The 14,024-nt window shown below is 71.4% G+C and carries 12 protein-coding genes and 1 pseudogene; 7 read left to right on the top strand and 6 right to left on the bottom strand.

Annotated features, from left to right (window positions below):
* Window positions 1-15: 15 nt before the first annotated feature.
* Window positions 16-414 (bottom strand): annotated as a pseudogene (locus tag ACWCSV_RS15395) (amidohydrolase); the annotation flags it as partial.
* Window positions 415-912: 498 nt separating this feature from the next.
* Here ACWCSV_RS15395 and ACWCSV_RS15390 point away from each other — a divergent pair.
* The 7 genes from ACWCSV_RS15390 to ACWCSV_RS15360 all read left to right on the top strand — a co-directional run bounded on the left by ACWCSV_RS15390 (window position 913) and on the right by ACWCSV_RS15360 (window position 7,648).
* The gene (locus ACWCSV_RS15390; RefSeq protein WP_451142323.1) at window positions 913-1,134 is read left to right on the top strand and encodes a DUF6243 family protein; all 222 of its coding nucleotides are present in this window, start codon (window positions 913-915) and stop codon (window positions 1,132-1,134) included.
* A 670-nt stretch (window positions 1,135-1,804) separates the two neighbouring features.
* Entirely contained in the window at window positions 1,805-2,458 is a 654-nt protein-coding gene (locus ACWCSV_RS15385; protein ID WP_451142321.1) for a GntR family transcriptional regulator, read from the top strand.
* A 45-nt stretch (window positions 2,459-2,503) separates the two neighbouring features.
* Window positions 2,504-3,259 carry a PIG-L deacetylase family protein gene (locus tag ACWCSV_RS15380; RefSeq protein ID WP_451142319.1) on the top strand — a complete coding sequence of 252 codons (756 nt, stop codon included), beginning with the start codon at window positions 2,504-2,506 and terminating at the stop codon, window positions 3,257-3,259.
* On the top strand, window positions 3,259-3,954 hold the full coding sequence (locus tag ACWCSV_RS15375) for a 4-carboxy-4-hydroxy-2-oxoadipate aldolase/oxaloacetate decarboxylase (protein ID WP_451142317.1): 696 nt from the start codon (window positions 3,259-3,261) through the stop codon (window positions 3,952-3,954). The genes ACWCSV_RS15380 and ACWCSV_RS15375 overlap by 1 nt, the downstream gene beginning before the upstream one ends.
* The gene (locus tag ACWCSV_RS15370) at window positions 3,951-5,060 is read left to right on the top strand and encodes a 4-oxalomesaconate tautomerase (protein WP_451142315.1); all 1,110 of its coding nucleotides are present in this window, start codon (window positions 3,951-3,953) and stop codon (window positions 5,058-5,060) included. Before ACWCSV_RS15375 ends, ACWCSV_RS15370 begins: the two co-directional genes overlap by 4 nt.
* Window positions 5,057-6,010, top strand: coding sequence for a VOC family protein (locus ACWCSV_RS15365; protein ID WP_451142313.1), 954 nt, complete (start codon window positions 5,057-5,059; stop codon window positions 6,008-6,010). Before ACWCSV_RS15370 ends, ACWCSV_RS15365 begins: the two co-directional genes overlap by 4 nt.
* Window positions 6,011-6,331: 321 nt before the next feature.
* Window positions 6,332-7,648 (top strand): MFS transporter, encoded by a 1,317-nt coding sequence (locus ACWCSV_RS15360; RefSeq protein WP_451142311.1) that lies wholly within the window; start codon window positions 6,332-6,334, stop codon window positions 7,646-7,648.
* Between the two features lie 230 nt (window positions 7,649-7,878).
* Here ACWCSV_RS15360 and ACWCSV_RS15355 read toward each other — a convergent pair whose 3' ends face one another.
* The 5 genes from ACWCSV_RS15355 to ACWCSV_RS15335 form a co-directional block, all read right to left on the bottom strand.
* Window positions 7,879-10,080 (bottom strand): B12-binding domain-containing radical SAM protein, encoded by a 2,202-nt coding sequence (locus ACWCSV_RS15355; RefSeq protein WP_451142309.1) that lies wholly within the window; start codon window positions 10,078-10,080, stop codon window positions 7,879-7,881.
* The gene (locus tag ACWCSV_RS15350; protein ID WP_451142307.1) at window positions 10,077-11,450 is read right to left on the bottom strand and encodes an MFS transporter; all 1,374 of its coding nucleotides are present in this window, start codon (window positions 11,448-11,450) and stop codon (window positions 10,077-10,079) included. The genes ACWCSV_RS15355 and ACWCSV_RS15350 overlap by 4 nt, the downstream gene beginning before the upstream one ends.
* A gap of 194 nt (window positions 11,451-11,644) precedes the next feature.
* Window positions 11,645-12,235, bottom strand: coding sequence for a flavoprotein (locus ACWCSV_RS15345; protein ID WP_451142305.1), 591 nt, complete (start codon window positions 12,233-12,235; stop codon window positions 11,645-11,647).
* Window positions 12,235-13,599 carry a radical SAM protein gene (locus ACWCSV_RS15340; RefSeq protein WP_451142303.1) on the bottom strand — a complete coding sequence of 455 codons (1,365 nt, stop codon included), beginning with the start codon at window positions 13,597-13,599 and terminating at the stop codon, window positions 12,235-12,237. Before ACWCSV_RS15340 ends, ACWCSV_RS15345 begins: the two co-directional genes overlap by 1 nt.
* Window positions 13,600-13,682: 83 nt before the next feature.
* Window positions 13,683-13,880 (bottom strand): aroma-sacti cluster domain-containing protein, encoded by a 198-nt coding sequence (locus ACWCSV_RS15335; protein WP_266703991.1) that lies wholly within the window; start codon window positions 13,878-13,880, stop codon window positions 13,683-13,685.
* Window positions 13,881-14,024: the final 144 nt, after the last annotated feature.

The raw sequence follows: 14,024 nt of genomic DNA, 5'->3' as shown, positions 1-14,024 counted from the left end.
CGGAGCGGGTACGGCTCAGACGCCGAGCCAGGCCAGTGCGGCGACGGTCAGAGCGCTGACGCCGGTGTCCAGGGTGGGCTGGAGGACGGGGGCGAAGAAGGGGCTGTGGTTGACCGGTACGTCACGGGCGACGGTGCCGTTCCTGACGGCCTCGGCGTACAGCTCCGGGTCGATCCCGCCGATGCCCCAGTAGGTGAACGGCACCCCGTACGCGTCCGGGATCAGGCTCAGGTCCTCGCTGGCCGTCTGGATTTCGATGGTGTGCGCGTCCTCGCCGAAGTGGGCGGCGAACGCCTCGGCGACCCGCCCGGTCACGGCCTCGTCGTTGACGGTGGGCGGGAAGGCGGCGATCTTCTCGATCAGAGGTTCCGCCGGAGCTCCGGACGCCTGGCACTCGGCCCGCTCGAACGCCTCCCCGTTGAGCCTCATCCTGGTCGTGAGCACTCCGCCGAAGTCGAGGATCAGCCCACGGTACGGAGCCTCCACAGCAGCCTCCCGGCGATGGTCGACGGTACGCGTACCGGGCCGGGCCCGACGCCCGTACGACGGGAGGCGCAGGTCCGGGGCGCGCACGCGGGACACGGAAGCTCTGTCCATCACGGCGCGGGGCGAAACCGCGCCGCATGCAAGGAAGTTGACTCCGCACGCTCACCGTCCGGCCCCCCGCGACGCCGCCGGCGACCCGAGGCCGATGACACGCAACGTGACGTCCCACCCCTCCTCGGCCGCCTGCCGGTGGCCTTGGGGAAGCCCGCCGTACGGGAATGCCGTAACGTCTTGGCCATGTTCTTCCAGACACCGATTTACGAGTGAGAGCGTGACGGGCCCCCGCTGACGTCCGATTCCGACGTCGCCGCGCCCGTCCCCCACCGATGAATCCGTAGATCACCTCACCTCATTCCGGGAGAACCCGTGAGCAAGAACATCAACAACCCCGTGGGCATGGGCGGCGGCCAGCGCAAGCGGCAGTCCCGTACCGAGCGGCAGAACAATGGCCCGCACCGCAACCTCGACCGCCAGGGCGCCGCCGACCAGAAGGCGGAACTGGTGCGCAAGATGCGCGAGAAGGCCGCCGCGGAGGGTGCGACCGAGGCCGGGGCCGGGCAGGCGGACGGCGACACCGCACAGAGCTGAGCGACGACACCCCACAGAGTCGGCACACCGCCGCCGGGCGGCTCCGCCTTCGCTCAGGAGCACCCGTGCCGGGGCCCGCGGCAGCACTGCCGCTCCGCCGAGGACTCCCGGTTCCGGGTGACGTGGAGACCGCCGGGCGGGGATGCGCCGCGTCCGGCCGCTCGGGCTTCCCGGTTCGGCGTGGTGGATCACCAGCTGCCGGCCGGGCGCCGCGGACGTCGAAGGTCTGGCGCATGAGGTCGAGCGGACCGACGCCGGAGTGAACCATCTTCTTGGCGTCACAGGTCATCCGAGCACCTGGGAGGAGCTCACGTTCTCGACCGGCTCCCCCTTGAGGGAGCGGACGGGCCGGTAGACGCTCCGCCGTACGGAACCAGCAGGCGGACGGCTGCCGGTCGCCGAGCCCCGGACCGGTTCTCGTCCGGACCGGTCCGCCCCGGTCGGAAACCGATCGGGTCCAGGACCGGTCCACGAAGTCCCCGACGCCGGGCAGGTGTCGGGGACTTCGTCGTGGGCCGCCCCGCCCGGCGCCCGCGACCTCGCGACCCCGCGACCCCGCCCCCCGACCCCGCCGCGCCGCCCGCCCGCCCGGGCACAAGGCGCAGACAAAATCGTTGACAATTCTGTTCACTAGATTTAGCTTCGACAAGCACTCACTCAGGGAGGGCGCATGCCGGAGGAGGCCCGTCCGGGCTCCGGGGAGCAGGCGAGGCAGTACGCACTGGGGCGGTTGCGGGAGACGATCCTGCGGGGCGGGATGGCACCGGCACAGAGGCTGGTGGAGAACGAACTCGCCGAGCAGTACGGCGTCACCCGCGCCGGCATCAGGGCGGCGCTGCTCGACCTCGCCTCCGAAGGTCTGGTCGAGCGGATCCGCAACCGCGGGTCACGGGTGCGTGTGGTCACGATCGAGGAGGCCGTGGAGATCACCGAGTGCCGGATGGCGCTCGAAGGGCTGTGCGCCGCCAAGGCCGCCGAGATCGCGACCGACGCGCAGATCGACGAGCTGACCGACTTGGGCAGAGCCATGTCCAAGGCGGTCGCCGGCGGCGATCCGGTCTCCTACTCCGAGCTCAACCACGAACTGCACACCCTGATCCGGGTCATCCCCGGCCGGCGGACGGCCGTTGCCCTCCTGGAGCGGCTCAATGCACAACTGGCGCGACACCGCTTCCGGTTGGCTTTGCGTCCAGGGCGTCCGCAGCAGTCCCTGAGTGAGCATCTGGCGGTGGTCGAAGCGATCTCCGCCAGGGACCCGCGAGCGGCCGAAGGGGCCGTACGCGCCCACCTCAGCAGCGTGATCGACGCCTTGCGCGCCGAGTGACGCACCCCTGGGGCGGGTGCGCACCTGTCACCAAGGAGATACAGCATGACCGACGCCACCGGCGCGCCTGCCGTCGCCACTCGATCGACACTGGTCGTCACCGCCCATGCCGGGGACTTCGTGTGGCGCGCCGGCGGTGCCATCGCACTGGCCGCCGCGCGCGGCGAGAAGATCACCATCGCGTGCCTGACCTTCGGCGAGCGCGGCGAGTCCGCCAAGGCCTGGCGGGAGGGGAAGAAGCTCGACGAGATCAAGGCGTTGCGCCGGGACGAGGCCGAGCGCGCCGCGGCCGCACTGGGCGCCGACGTCCGTTTCTTCGACGCCGGCGACTACCCGCTGGTGGCCACCGCCGGACTGACCGACCGGCTCGTCGCGGTCTACCGCGAGACGCAGCCGGACGTCGTCCTCACGCACCCGGTCGAGGACCCGTACAACGGCGACCACCCGGCCGCCAACCGCATGGCCCTGGAGGCCCGTGTCCTCGCCCAGGCCATCGGCTACCCGGGCGAGGGGGAGATCATCGGCGCCCCGCCCGTCTTCTACTTCGAGCCGCACCAGCCCGAGATGAGCGGCTTCAGGCCCGAGGTCCTGCTCGACATCACCGAGGTGTGGGACACCAAGCGCAAGGCCATGGAGTGCCTGGGTGCGCAGCGGCACCTGTGGGACTACTACACCGACCTCGCCGTACGCCGCGGAGTCCAGCTGAAGCGGAACGCGGGCCCGAACCTGGGGCTGGCCCACAGGACCATGGCCGAGGCCTACATGCGCCCCTACCCGCAGATCGCGAAGGAGCTCGCCTGATGCCCGGCGTGATCGTCACCGGCCCGCCCCGGGCCGAGGCCGCGGACGTCGAGGCGCTCGCCCGCTACGGAACCGCCACCGTCGGCGAGGCGATGGGCCGTACCGGCTTCCTCGGCACCCATCTGCGCCCGGTCCAGCAGGACGTACGTGTCGCGGGTACCGCCGTCACGGTGCTGTGCTGGCCCGGCGACAACCTCATGATCCACGCGGCGGTCGAGCAGTGCGGCGAGGGCGACATCCTCGTCGTCACCACCACCTCGCCCTGCACGGACGGCCTGTTCGGCGAGTTGTTCGCGACGGCCCTGAAGCGTCGCGGCGTGCGGGGCGTGGTCATGAACACCGGCATCCGGGACACCGCCGAGCTGCGCGCGATGGGGTTCCCCGCCTGGTCGTCCGCCGTCAGCCCGCAGGGCTCGGTGAAGGCGACCGGCGGCAGCGTCAACGTACCGATCGCGATCGGCGGCCAGGTGGTCCGCCCCGGCGATGTGATCGTCGCCGACGACGACGGCGTGGTGGTCGTCGAGCGCGAGCGCGCCCGGCGTACCGCCGAGGCGGCCGAGGCGCGCGAGCGGAAGGAGGCCGGAGCCCGCGCCGCCTTCCGGGAGGGCCAACTCGGTCTGGACCGCTACGGGTTGAGGGAGACGCTCCAGCGGCTCGGCGTCGAGTACCGCACCCACGAGGAGTACACCTCGTGACGGGGTCCGAGGGCGTCCGCTGCATGCTGATGCGGGGCGGTACGTCCAAGGGCGCCTACTTCCTGGCCGGCGACCTGCCCGCGGACCCGGCGGCCCGCGACGAGCTGCTGCTGCGGATCATGGGCAGTCCGGACCCGCGCCAGATCGACGGCCTGGGGGGCGCCCACCCGCTCACCAGCAAGGTGGCGGTGGTGTCGTCCTCCGCAGGGCCCGAGGCCGACGTCGACTATCTCTTCCTCCAAGTCGACGTCTACGAGGCACATGTGTCGGACCGTCAGAACTGCGGCAACCTGCTCGCCGGAGTCGGTCCGTTCGCCGTCGAACGGGGTCTGGTCGTCCCGGGCGACGGCGCGACCTCCGTCCGTATCCGCATGGTGAACTCCGGCGACCTCGCCACGGCGACGTTCCCGACGCCCGGCGGCCGCGTGGAGTACGGGGGCGACACGGAGATATCCGGAGTACCCGGGAGCGCGGCCGCCGTCGTCGTCGAATTCCCGCCGGGCGCCGGGGCGTTGCTGCCCACGGGGAACGTGCGGGACACCGTCGCCGGCACCGAGGTCACCTGTGTGGACAACGGCATGCCGACCGTCCTCGTACCCGCCGGAGCCCTCGGCGTCACCGGTTACGAGGACCCGGCGGCCCTGGAGGCGGACGAGAAGCTCGCCGGACGCCTCCGTGACATCCGGCTGGCGGCGGGCGCTTCCATGGGACTCGGCGACGTATCCACCGCCACGGTGCCCAAGCTGACGCTGCTGGCCCCGCCCCGGCACGGGGGCGCGGTCACCACCCGTACGTTCATCCCGGTCCGCTGCCATACCGCGATCGGCGTCCTCGGTGCCGCGAGCGTGGCGGCGGGGCTGCTCGTCGAGGGAAGTGTCGCGCAGGGCATCGCGCACCCTCCTGAGCGGGGCGAACGGCTCCGTATCGAGCATCCCAGCGGTTTCACAGACATCGAGAGCAGTCTGGACCGCACTCCCGGCAACCGGCCACGGGCCCGCCGCACCGCGGTGGTCCGCACGGCTCGCAAGATCTTCGACGGCACCGTCTTCCCCAGGTCGACCGGGACGGCGCCGCCGGACGCACCCCTGACAGGAGATCGAGCATGACTCCGCCGCTCGGCGACATCGCACACATCGGCCACGTCCAGCTGTTCACCCCGGACCTGGACGCCTCGGTCGCCTTCTTCACCGACTACCTCGGTCTCACCGTGAACGGGCAGGAAGGCGACACCGTCCGTCTCCGGACCTTCGACGACTACGAGCACCACAGCCTCGTCCTGACCGCCCGCGAGCAGCCGGGCCTCGGCCGGCTCGCCCTGCGCACCTCCAGCGAGGAGGCCCTCCGGCGCCGCGTCGAGGCCATCGAAGCGGCGGGCGGCACCGGGCACTGGGCCGAGGACGAACCGGGTATCGGCCGGCTCTACGTCACCACCGACCCGGACGGTCACGAGCACGCCCTGTACTGGGAGAGCGAGCACTACCGGGCCCCCGAGGCGCTCAGACCGGCCCTCAAGAACCAGCCGCAGGCGAAGCCCAACCGGGGCGTCGGCGTGCGCCGCCTCGATCACGTCAACTTCCTCGCGGCCGACGTCCTGGCCAACGCCGAGTTCCAGGAACACGTGCTCGGCGCCCGCCCCACCGAGCAGATCCAGCTCGACTCGGGGAAGATCGGCGCCCGTTGGCTGACCTTCACCGACAAGTCGTACGACGTCGTCTACACGTCCGACTGGACGGGCAGCGAGGGCAGGCTGCACCACATCGCCTTCGCCACCGACACCCGCGAGGACATTCTGCGCGCCGCCGACCTCGCCATCGACACGGGCGTCTTCATCGAGACCGGCCCGCACAAGCACGCCATCCAGCAGACGTTCTTCCTGTACGTCTACGAGCCCGGCGGCAACCGGATCGAGCTCTGCAACCCGCTCACCCGGCTCGTCCTCGCCCCCGACTGGCCGCTCATCACCTGGACCGAGGAGGAGCGGAAGAAGGGCCAGGCCTGGGGTCTGCGGACCATCGAGTCCTTCCACACCCACGGCACGCCCCCCGTCCAGGCCTGACCGAAGTCCGGCCGACCCGCGTACCCGGCCCCGGGAACGCCGCGACCAACGGACCGCACGAAAGCTGTGCGAATCCCGTGCGGCACCCGGGGCCCAATCGTTGCCGTAATTGTTAACAAAAGTGTTGACGTGTCGTCGGCGGCTTCTTAATGTCTAGCCACACCGAGCCGCCGCCTCCCCCCGAAGTCCGCGGCCCGAAGGGCGCTCCGCCCACCCCCCGCTCCCTCGAAGGCCGCGCGAGCCGCACCGGCCTCACCACCCTTGCCCGCCAGGGCCCACGGCCCCGTACCGCCCTGGCGTCCCGCTCGAGAGGAAACAACGATGTCCTCCTCCGCCACATCCCGGCCCGCCCAGGCGCCCGGGACCACGGCTGCCCGCAGAAGCCGCAACGCCGTCATCGCCCTGTGCTGGGGGCTCGTCCTCCTCGACGGCATCGACACGTTCATCTACGGCTCCGTGCTCCCGAAGATGCTCGGCGGCCACAGCCTCGGACTCACCCCCGACACCGCCGGCACGATCGGCAGCTACTCCAACTTCGGCATGCTGCTCGGCACGATCCTCTCGGGCATGGCGTCGAACTGGATCGGCCGCCGCATCACCGTCTTCACCAGCGTGGTGATCTTCACCCTCGCCACCCTGGGCACCGGCTGGTCGCACTCCGCGGGCCAGTTCGGCGTCTTCCGCTTCGTGTGCGGGTTCGGTCTGGGCGCACTGCTGCCGATCGCGATCTCGTACGGCATGGAGTTCACCTCCAAGGGCCGCCGCGCCCTCGCCACCGGCGTCATCATGACCGCCCACCAGACCGGCGGGGCCGTGGCCCCGCTGATCGCGCTCTGGCTGGTCGACGACCACGGCTGGCGCTCGGCCTTCTTCGTCTCCGCGATACCCGCACTGGTCCTCCTGCCGCTCGCCTTCAAGCTGCTGCCCGAGTCGCCGGCCAACCTCCTCACCCGCGGCCGCCGTGCCGACGCCGAGCTGCTCGCCGCCGACTTCGGCACCGAACTGCCCGAGCCAAAGGCGAACACCACGGACAAGCTGGACGCCCTGAAGAACCTCTTCCGCGGCGGCCAGTGGTCCACCACGCTGTGCTTCTGGCTGACGTCCTTCGCCGGCCTGCTCCTGGTCTACGGCGTCGGCCAGTGGCTGCCCAAGATCATGGTCGACCTCGGCTACGACACCGGGGACTCCCTGCTCTTCTCGACGTTCCTCAACGTCGGCGGCATCTGCGGCATGCTCATCGCCGGCCGCACCGCCGACCGGATCGGCCCCCGCAAGGTCGTCATCGCCTGGTTCGTCCTGACCGCGGTCTTCGTCTACCTCATGGGCGTCGAGATGTCGGTCGGCGTCCAGTACGCGGTGGTCTTCTTCGCCGGGCTGCTGCTCTTCTCGGGCCAGACCATGGTCTACGCGACGGTCGGCACCCACCACAACGACGAGGACCGCCCCACCGCCCTCGGCTGGGTCTCCGGCATGGGCCGCTTCGGCGCCATCTTCGGCCCGTGGATCGGCGGCGCGCTGATCTCGGCGGGCAACGCCGACATCGGTTTCGCGATGTACGCCTGCGCCGCCCTGTTCGGCGCGGTGATGATGTCCCTGGCCGCCCTCACCATCAAGACGCGAACGGCCTCGCACGCCTGACCGTTCGGAGGCTTCCTGACGGCGTCACGCACGAGCGCACGGCCCGGCTGCCGCCCAAGGCACCGGACAGGAGCACCAAGAAGCCCCTGGCCGCCTGAGGGCGCAGCGGGAGCGGTGGTTCCGCCGACGCGTCGGACTCGCCGCCCGGCCGACGCGTCCGGCTTTCCCACCGTGCGATGTACCGGGATGCCTGGTGTCCCTGCCGTCCGGCCCGGCCGCCCCGCCCGCTCTCAGACCCGGGCCTGCGTCGCGAGCATCACGCGCAGGGCCCGGGTCATGGCGTTGTCCGTACCGAAGTCCACCCCGGCGGGCACCTCGACGAGGCCGCCGTTGGCCATGACCAGGACGCCGCAGGCCCCGGGGCGGGCCGTGCCGGGGCCGTCCAGCCATTCCTCGTACGCGCCTGACGTGGTGTCGAGGTGCGCCCTGCTCCTGCGGCTCACCTCCGCCATCAGCTCGTCGACACCGGTCAGTTCGTCGACGGAGGCGAACGGGATCCTCACCACGGGCTCCTCGACCAGGCGGACCCGGGACTCCTTCTCGTGGCCGGCCCCCTCGGGCGCCTCGGGCAGCAGTCCCCGGCCGAAACGCGCGAAGTACAGCAGGGTGTGCGCGGAGTCGATGCCGCCGAGGAAGGGGCGGTCGAAGCTGGTCCGGCGGTTGCCGGTGCTGTACTCGCGGGGAATCCGCGGGTCCTCCGCCACCGGCCAGTGGGCCTCGCCGGTCTCCCGGTCCCGCCAGGGCACGTAGCGCCGGATGTCGTCGGAGGCGGACAGCGGCAGCAGATCGATCCCGAAGCGTCCGGGGTCCTTGGCCACGATGGAACCGGGCGTCAGCGCGAACACCCCGATGCCCGAGGTGGTCCACAGCTTCTCGTGGTGGTGGAGGAACTCGTACGTCGCCAGCGCCTCCGCCCGGGTCTCGGTGGGGAAGCCGGTGAAGCCCATGATCTGGGAGGCGATGCCGTTGCGTGCCAGCTCGGCCAGGACGTCGGGGACGACGTCGATGCCGACCCCCTTGTCGATGAGGTCGAGGATCCGCTGGGCGCCGGACTCGTAGCCGAAGGAGATAGCGACGCAGCCGGAGGCCGCGAGGAGTTCACCCACGGCACGCTTGGGGAACGTGCGTTCCAATCGCAGCTCGGCGGACCACCGCAGGTCCAGAGTCGACTCCACGAGGGCGGCGGCGAGGGTGCGCAGATAGCGGGGGGACATGGCGTCCACCGCGAAGTACAGGGTCCTGCCGTAGCGGCTCGCCTCCCGCAGGTCCTCCAGCACGGCCGCGACAGGGCGTTCCCGCGAAGGCGAGGTCGGCCGGTCGGTGTTGAGGCCGTAGTCGCAGAAGGTGCACTTGTTCCAGTAGCAGCCCCGGGTCGGGCTGTAGAGGATCACCGGCTCGGGTGCCCAGTAACGCTCCCAGTCCCACACGTCGTACGCCGGGGAGGCGAGCGCCGCCACATCGCTGTACGCGATGTCGGGGACCGGCCGGCTCCTGGTCATCACGCCGCCGATGGCCTCGAAGGCGTCGCCGCCCCGGACCGCGCCGTTGCCGACCGCGTCGAGGATGCCGATGAGGGCGGTCTCGCCCTCGCCGGGAACGATGAGGTCGGCGTCCTGGAAGACCCGCCACGGGGCCGCGAGGTCCGGGGCGTACTTGACCACGTCGCCGACCTCGGTGCCGCCGAAGACGATCACCGCGTCGGGCAGCACGGTACGGATCAGGCGGGCCATCCTCAGGGCGACGGGCAGCTGGCTGGTGTAGTTGACCGACAGGCCCACCACCGCCCAGGGGCGTTCGCGCAGCTTCGGGACGAACTCGTCGGCGAAGTAGCCCTCGAAGGGGCGGGCGACGGCCGCCGGGACCGCCGGGTCGGACAGGTCCGCCGTACTGCACAGGTTGACGGCGGACTTCACCCGCATCGAGAAGCCGTCCGCCGCGCCGGGCGGCATCTCCAGGGCGATCAGGTCCCACCACCGGCTCATCACCGCGACCGCCTGCGCGTAGGTCGGGGGGTGGTAGAAGTGCTCGGGGTCCTGGAACACGCCGATCGCGTCGCGGGCCGATGTGGCGCTCAGGCCCTCGGCGGCCAGTGCCTGCCGGTAACGGATCTCGTCGTGCCGGCGCGGGGCGGTGGACCTGGCCTCGATCTCGGCGCGGGTGCGGCGGGCGGCGGCGAGCGTCGCGCCGAAGCGCTCGGGGTCGGCGAGGTGGGTGAAGGCGTCGAGGTTGGCGTCCACACAGGCGTACTCGGTGTGGCCGGCCTCGCGGGCGGCACCCACGAGGTACGGGATCGAGTGGTAAGCGGTCGTCGGGTCGGTCACCGGCGGGTTGACCAGCAGGTAGGCGGTGTTGCCGGTGCCCCGGCCCGGCCGCCGGCCGTGGCCGGGCTCCCCCTCGAACCGCGGCATGCCCAACGGGACGAACACGCTCATCGTGGTGACTCCTGACTGTTGTCCTGCCGTGGATGCGTGGTGCGGGCGGTCGGCACGCCGGATGCGGGGCCGCTCGCCGGGGCCCCCGGTGGTACGGGGACCGGTGGGGCGTACTCGGTGCCGGAGCGGTGGTCGCGGAAGGCGCGCTGGGTGAGCGCGCCCAGGACGGACAGGGCGATGGCAGCGCCCGCCACCGGGAAGAACGGGGCCGCGCCGAGGTGGCGGACCCCGAAGCCGGCCACGGCCACGGAGACCGGGAAGGTGCCCATGACGGCCAGCATGACCAGGCTCATGACCCGGCCGATGAGTGCCGGAGGGGCCCAGACCTGGAGCAGCGTCACCACGACGATGTTCTGCCAGCCGCTGGCCAGCGCGTAGACGCACACGCACACCGCGGCGCCGACCAGGCCCCCGGCGTACGGGACGGCGCTCAAGGCGATGCCCATGACGACCGCGAGGGCGGCGAAGAGATAGGCGGGCGACTCAGCCGGCCGGCTGCGGGCGGCCACCAGCGAACCGGCCAGACCGCCCAGGCTCAGGCAGGTCAGCAGGACGCCGTAGCCGGTGGCGCCCATGCCCTGGTGGGCGAGTTCGGGCAGGGCCACTTCGATCGTGCCGTTGAAGGCCAGGTTGCAGACGAGGGCCACCACCAGGACGACGTGCAACAGCCGTCCGTGGCGTAGCAGTTCGACGAAGGACGTCTCGCGGGCCGGGGGTTCCTCGGCACCCGCGGGCCCGTCCTGCCGCGGTGCGTCCGCATCCGCGCCGGAGCGTATCCGGGCGAGCACCAGCGCCGACACGAGGAAGGACGCGGCGTCGACCGTGAGCGCCGGGCCCGCGTCGAAGGCCGCCACCAGGGCGCCGCCCGCCGTCGGCCCGAGGAGTCCGCCGACCTGGTTGACCATGGTCGACAGGGCGTTGCCCCGGCCCAGGTCCTCCTTGGGCAGCAGGGCGGGGAGAAGGGTGTACGAGGCGGGGATGAAGACCCCGGAACACGCGCCCAGGACGACGGCGATGGGCGCGAGCTGGGCCAGTGTCGGTGTCCCGGTCGAGGCGAGCACCGCGAGGATGCCCACGGCCACGGCCCGCACCAGGTCGGCCGCGAGCATCACCCGCCGGCCGCCGATCCGGTCGGCCACCACGCCGCCCAGCGGAATGGTGACGACGCGGGGGATGCCGTAGCAGGCCAGGACCGTGCCGAGCAGGACGGGGCCGCCGTCACCGGAGAGGATCAGCCACGGCAGCGCCACGGCGTAGCAGTAGTCGCCGACCGTGGAGGAGAGCTGCCCGGCGAGCAGCAGCCGGAAGCCGCGCACCGACATCGGTCCGCTCGTCAGTGCCGTACGGAACCTCTGTCCGGCTGGTGCCACGTGTCCTCCTCGTGCTGGTGCCGGTGCTCAGCCGCCGAGCGGGTCCAAGGGCTGCCCCGTGATCCGTGGTGGATCGGTGTGCGGCGTCGGATGCGGTGCATCGCGAGGCGGAGGAGCGCCCGCGTGCTGGATGTACGCGGACGTTCCGGCGACGCGGCGAGGTGCCGTAGCTGTCGTCGCCCACCCACCAGGGGTTACGGGACAGCCCTCACGTCCAGGTCCAGGAACTCGCGGATCACCGCGGTCACGGTGTTCGGCGGCGGCAGCCCGAGGTTCTTGCGCACGTCGCCCGCGGAGATCTGCCAGGCGGGGGCGGGCACCGGGTCCACCACGGCGTGGCCGTCGGCGCGCAGCCGGGCCACGTTCCGGCGGACGGCGGGGCGCTCCCACATCAGGCTGTTCATGCTCGGGAAGAACAGCACCGGGCGCTCATGGGCGAGCAGGGCCGAGCTGAGGAGTCCGGAGGCGAGTCCGTTGGCGGCCTGGCCGAGCATGTTGGCGGTGGCGGGCAGGACGACGAACCGGTCCGCCCAGACGGCGGGGGCGACATGGCCGGTCGTCAGCTCGTCCTCGCCGTCGCAGTACACGTCCCGGCACAGCAGGCGCATGGTGGCGGCCGGGACGAGCATCGCGGCGGAGCGGGTCATGGCCATGCGGATCTCGACATCGGGTCCGAGGCCGGTGCGCAGGGCCATGAGGTACTGCGGAACGGCGAGTACGTTGCCGGAGCCGCACACCCCGATGAGCAGCCGGCCAGCGGAGTCCGCGCCGGTCTCCGCCGTCATCACCGGGCTCCGGCAGGCTCACCGGCCGCCTCGCGCAGGCCGATCTGGGCGGCGATGAGATCGAGCCTCTCCTGGACGTTGTACTTGTAGCTGGGGCAGGGCGGATGCCCCTCCTGCCATGCCTTGGGGCAGGCGCCGCCGCACGTGGGCATGAAGACGCAGCCCTTGCACCAGGTGGTGCCCGCGGCGATCTCTTCGTTCCAGCCGTCGAAGGGGCCCAGCGGCCGGACCGTTTCGGTACCCGCCCGGTCGATGTGCGTCAGCGGGAGGGTGCGCTCGGCCTCGGGGACGAGGGGGTACTCGCTGCACGAGAAGATGTTTCCGGTGCTGCTGATGATCTCGGACGAGCGGGTCGTGGCGGGGCAGAGGACCTTCCGCGCGGTGGTCGGCAGCAGCTGCGTGTGCAGCCCGTGCTCGGCGAGCAGCCGGAGCCACCCCGTCTCGCGTTCGGCGAACTCGTGCTTGGACACCTCGATCGCCGATACGTCGTTTCCCCAGGAGTGGACGGGAAAGATCGAGAAGGACACGCGGGGGTCACTGAAACCCAGCTCCGCCATCAGCTCGATATAGCGGGGTACATCGTCCTGGTTGTGCACGTCGACATTCGTCCGGAACGCGAAATGGGTGGAGCCCAGATCCGGTTCGTCGAGTACGGCACGCACGGCGCGCACGATGTTCCAGAAAGATCCGCGTCCGCTTTTCAGTGGCCGGTGTTCATTGTGTATATCCGGCGGCCCGTCGATCGTGATCTCGAAATGGGTGACCCCGCAGGAGCGGATGAGCGTGTTGATTTTCGCCGGGGTGAGGAGAGAGCCGTTGGTGACGATCACCGAGGAGTAGGCGACCCCGTGCTCGGCGGCGGCGGCGACGAACCGGGGGGCGAGGTCGCGGATGACCGCGTAGCCCATCATCGGTTCGGCCCCGAACCAGTCGATGCGGGCACTGCGGGTCTCCGGGGCGGTCACGGCGCGCAGCACCCGGTCGCGGACCCGGCTGCGGTGGGTGTGGGTCAGCCCGCCCCGGGTGTGCTCCTGGCCGCAGTAGGCGCACCCCATGTTGCAGTAGGAGGTCGGCAGAAGGGCGATGTGCACGGCCGAACGCTCCGCCGACGCGCGTCGGTTGCGGTCGAGTACGGCGGACAGCTCGTCCTCGCCGGCCGGTACGAGCAACTGGGCCGCGCGCAGGGCGCCGGTCCAGGCCGGGGTGAGCGCGCCGGCGTCGCGGGCCGCCAGTGCCCGGGCGGTGGGGAGGTCCACCGCGACGGTGCTCGCGGTGCGGGTGCTGTAGGCGAGCCGGACCGGGACGCCGCTGGTATGGGCGTACGCACGGTCGCTCAGCACCAAATATCTGCTGACTTGGTCCATCATCACGCTCCAACTGGGTGTCCGGGCGCACGGCGGTCCGGTGGGCCCGGCGGCCGATGCCGCCGGACCCACCGGGTCGGGAATCAGCAGAGGACGTTGACCTGGTTGTCGTTCACCTGGCCCTCGACCGCGGCCGACACGGCGTTGAGCCGGGCCTGGATCGAGCCGAGAACCGCGACCTCGTCCGGGCTGAGGGCGCTGAAGACGTCGCGCTCGGACTCCGACAGCAGGTCGACCGGGGTGCCGGCGCTGCGCAGCGCATCGAGGGGTGCTTGCGACATGGGTCACTCCTTCTTGGAGGCGGTCACTGGCTGGTGCTGAGGCAAGGCTGCTCCCGCGCCCCCGGGCTTCACATCCCTCGAATGACTATGAATCCGGTGTCGTGTGAACCGTTCTAGGCGTGCTTGTCCGGAGCATGACCCGCA

Source organism: Streptomyces sp. NPDC001770 (genome assembly GCF_053596135.1).
The sequence above is the reverse complement of the archived record's forward strand: the minus strand, read 5'-3'. Positions and strand labels throughout refer to the sequence as shown.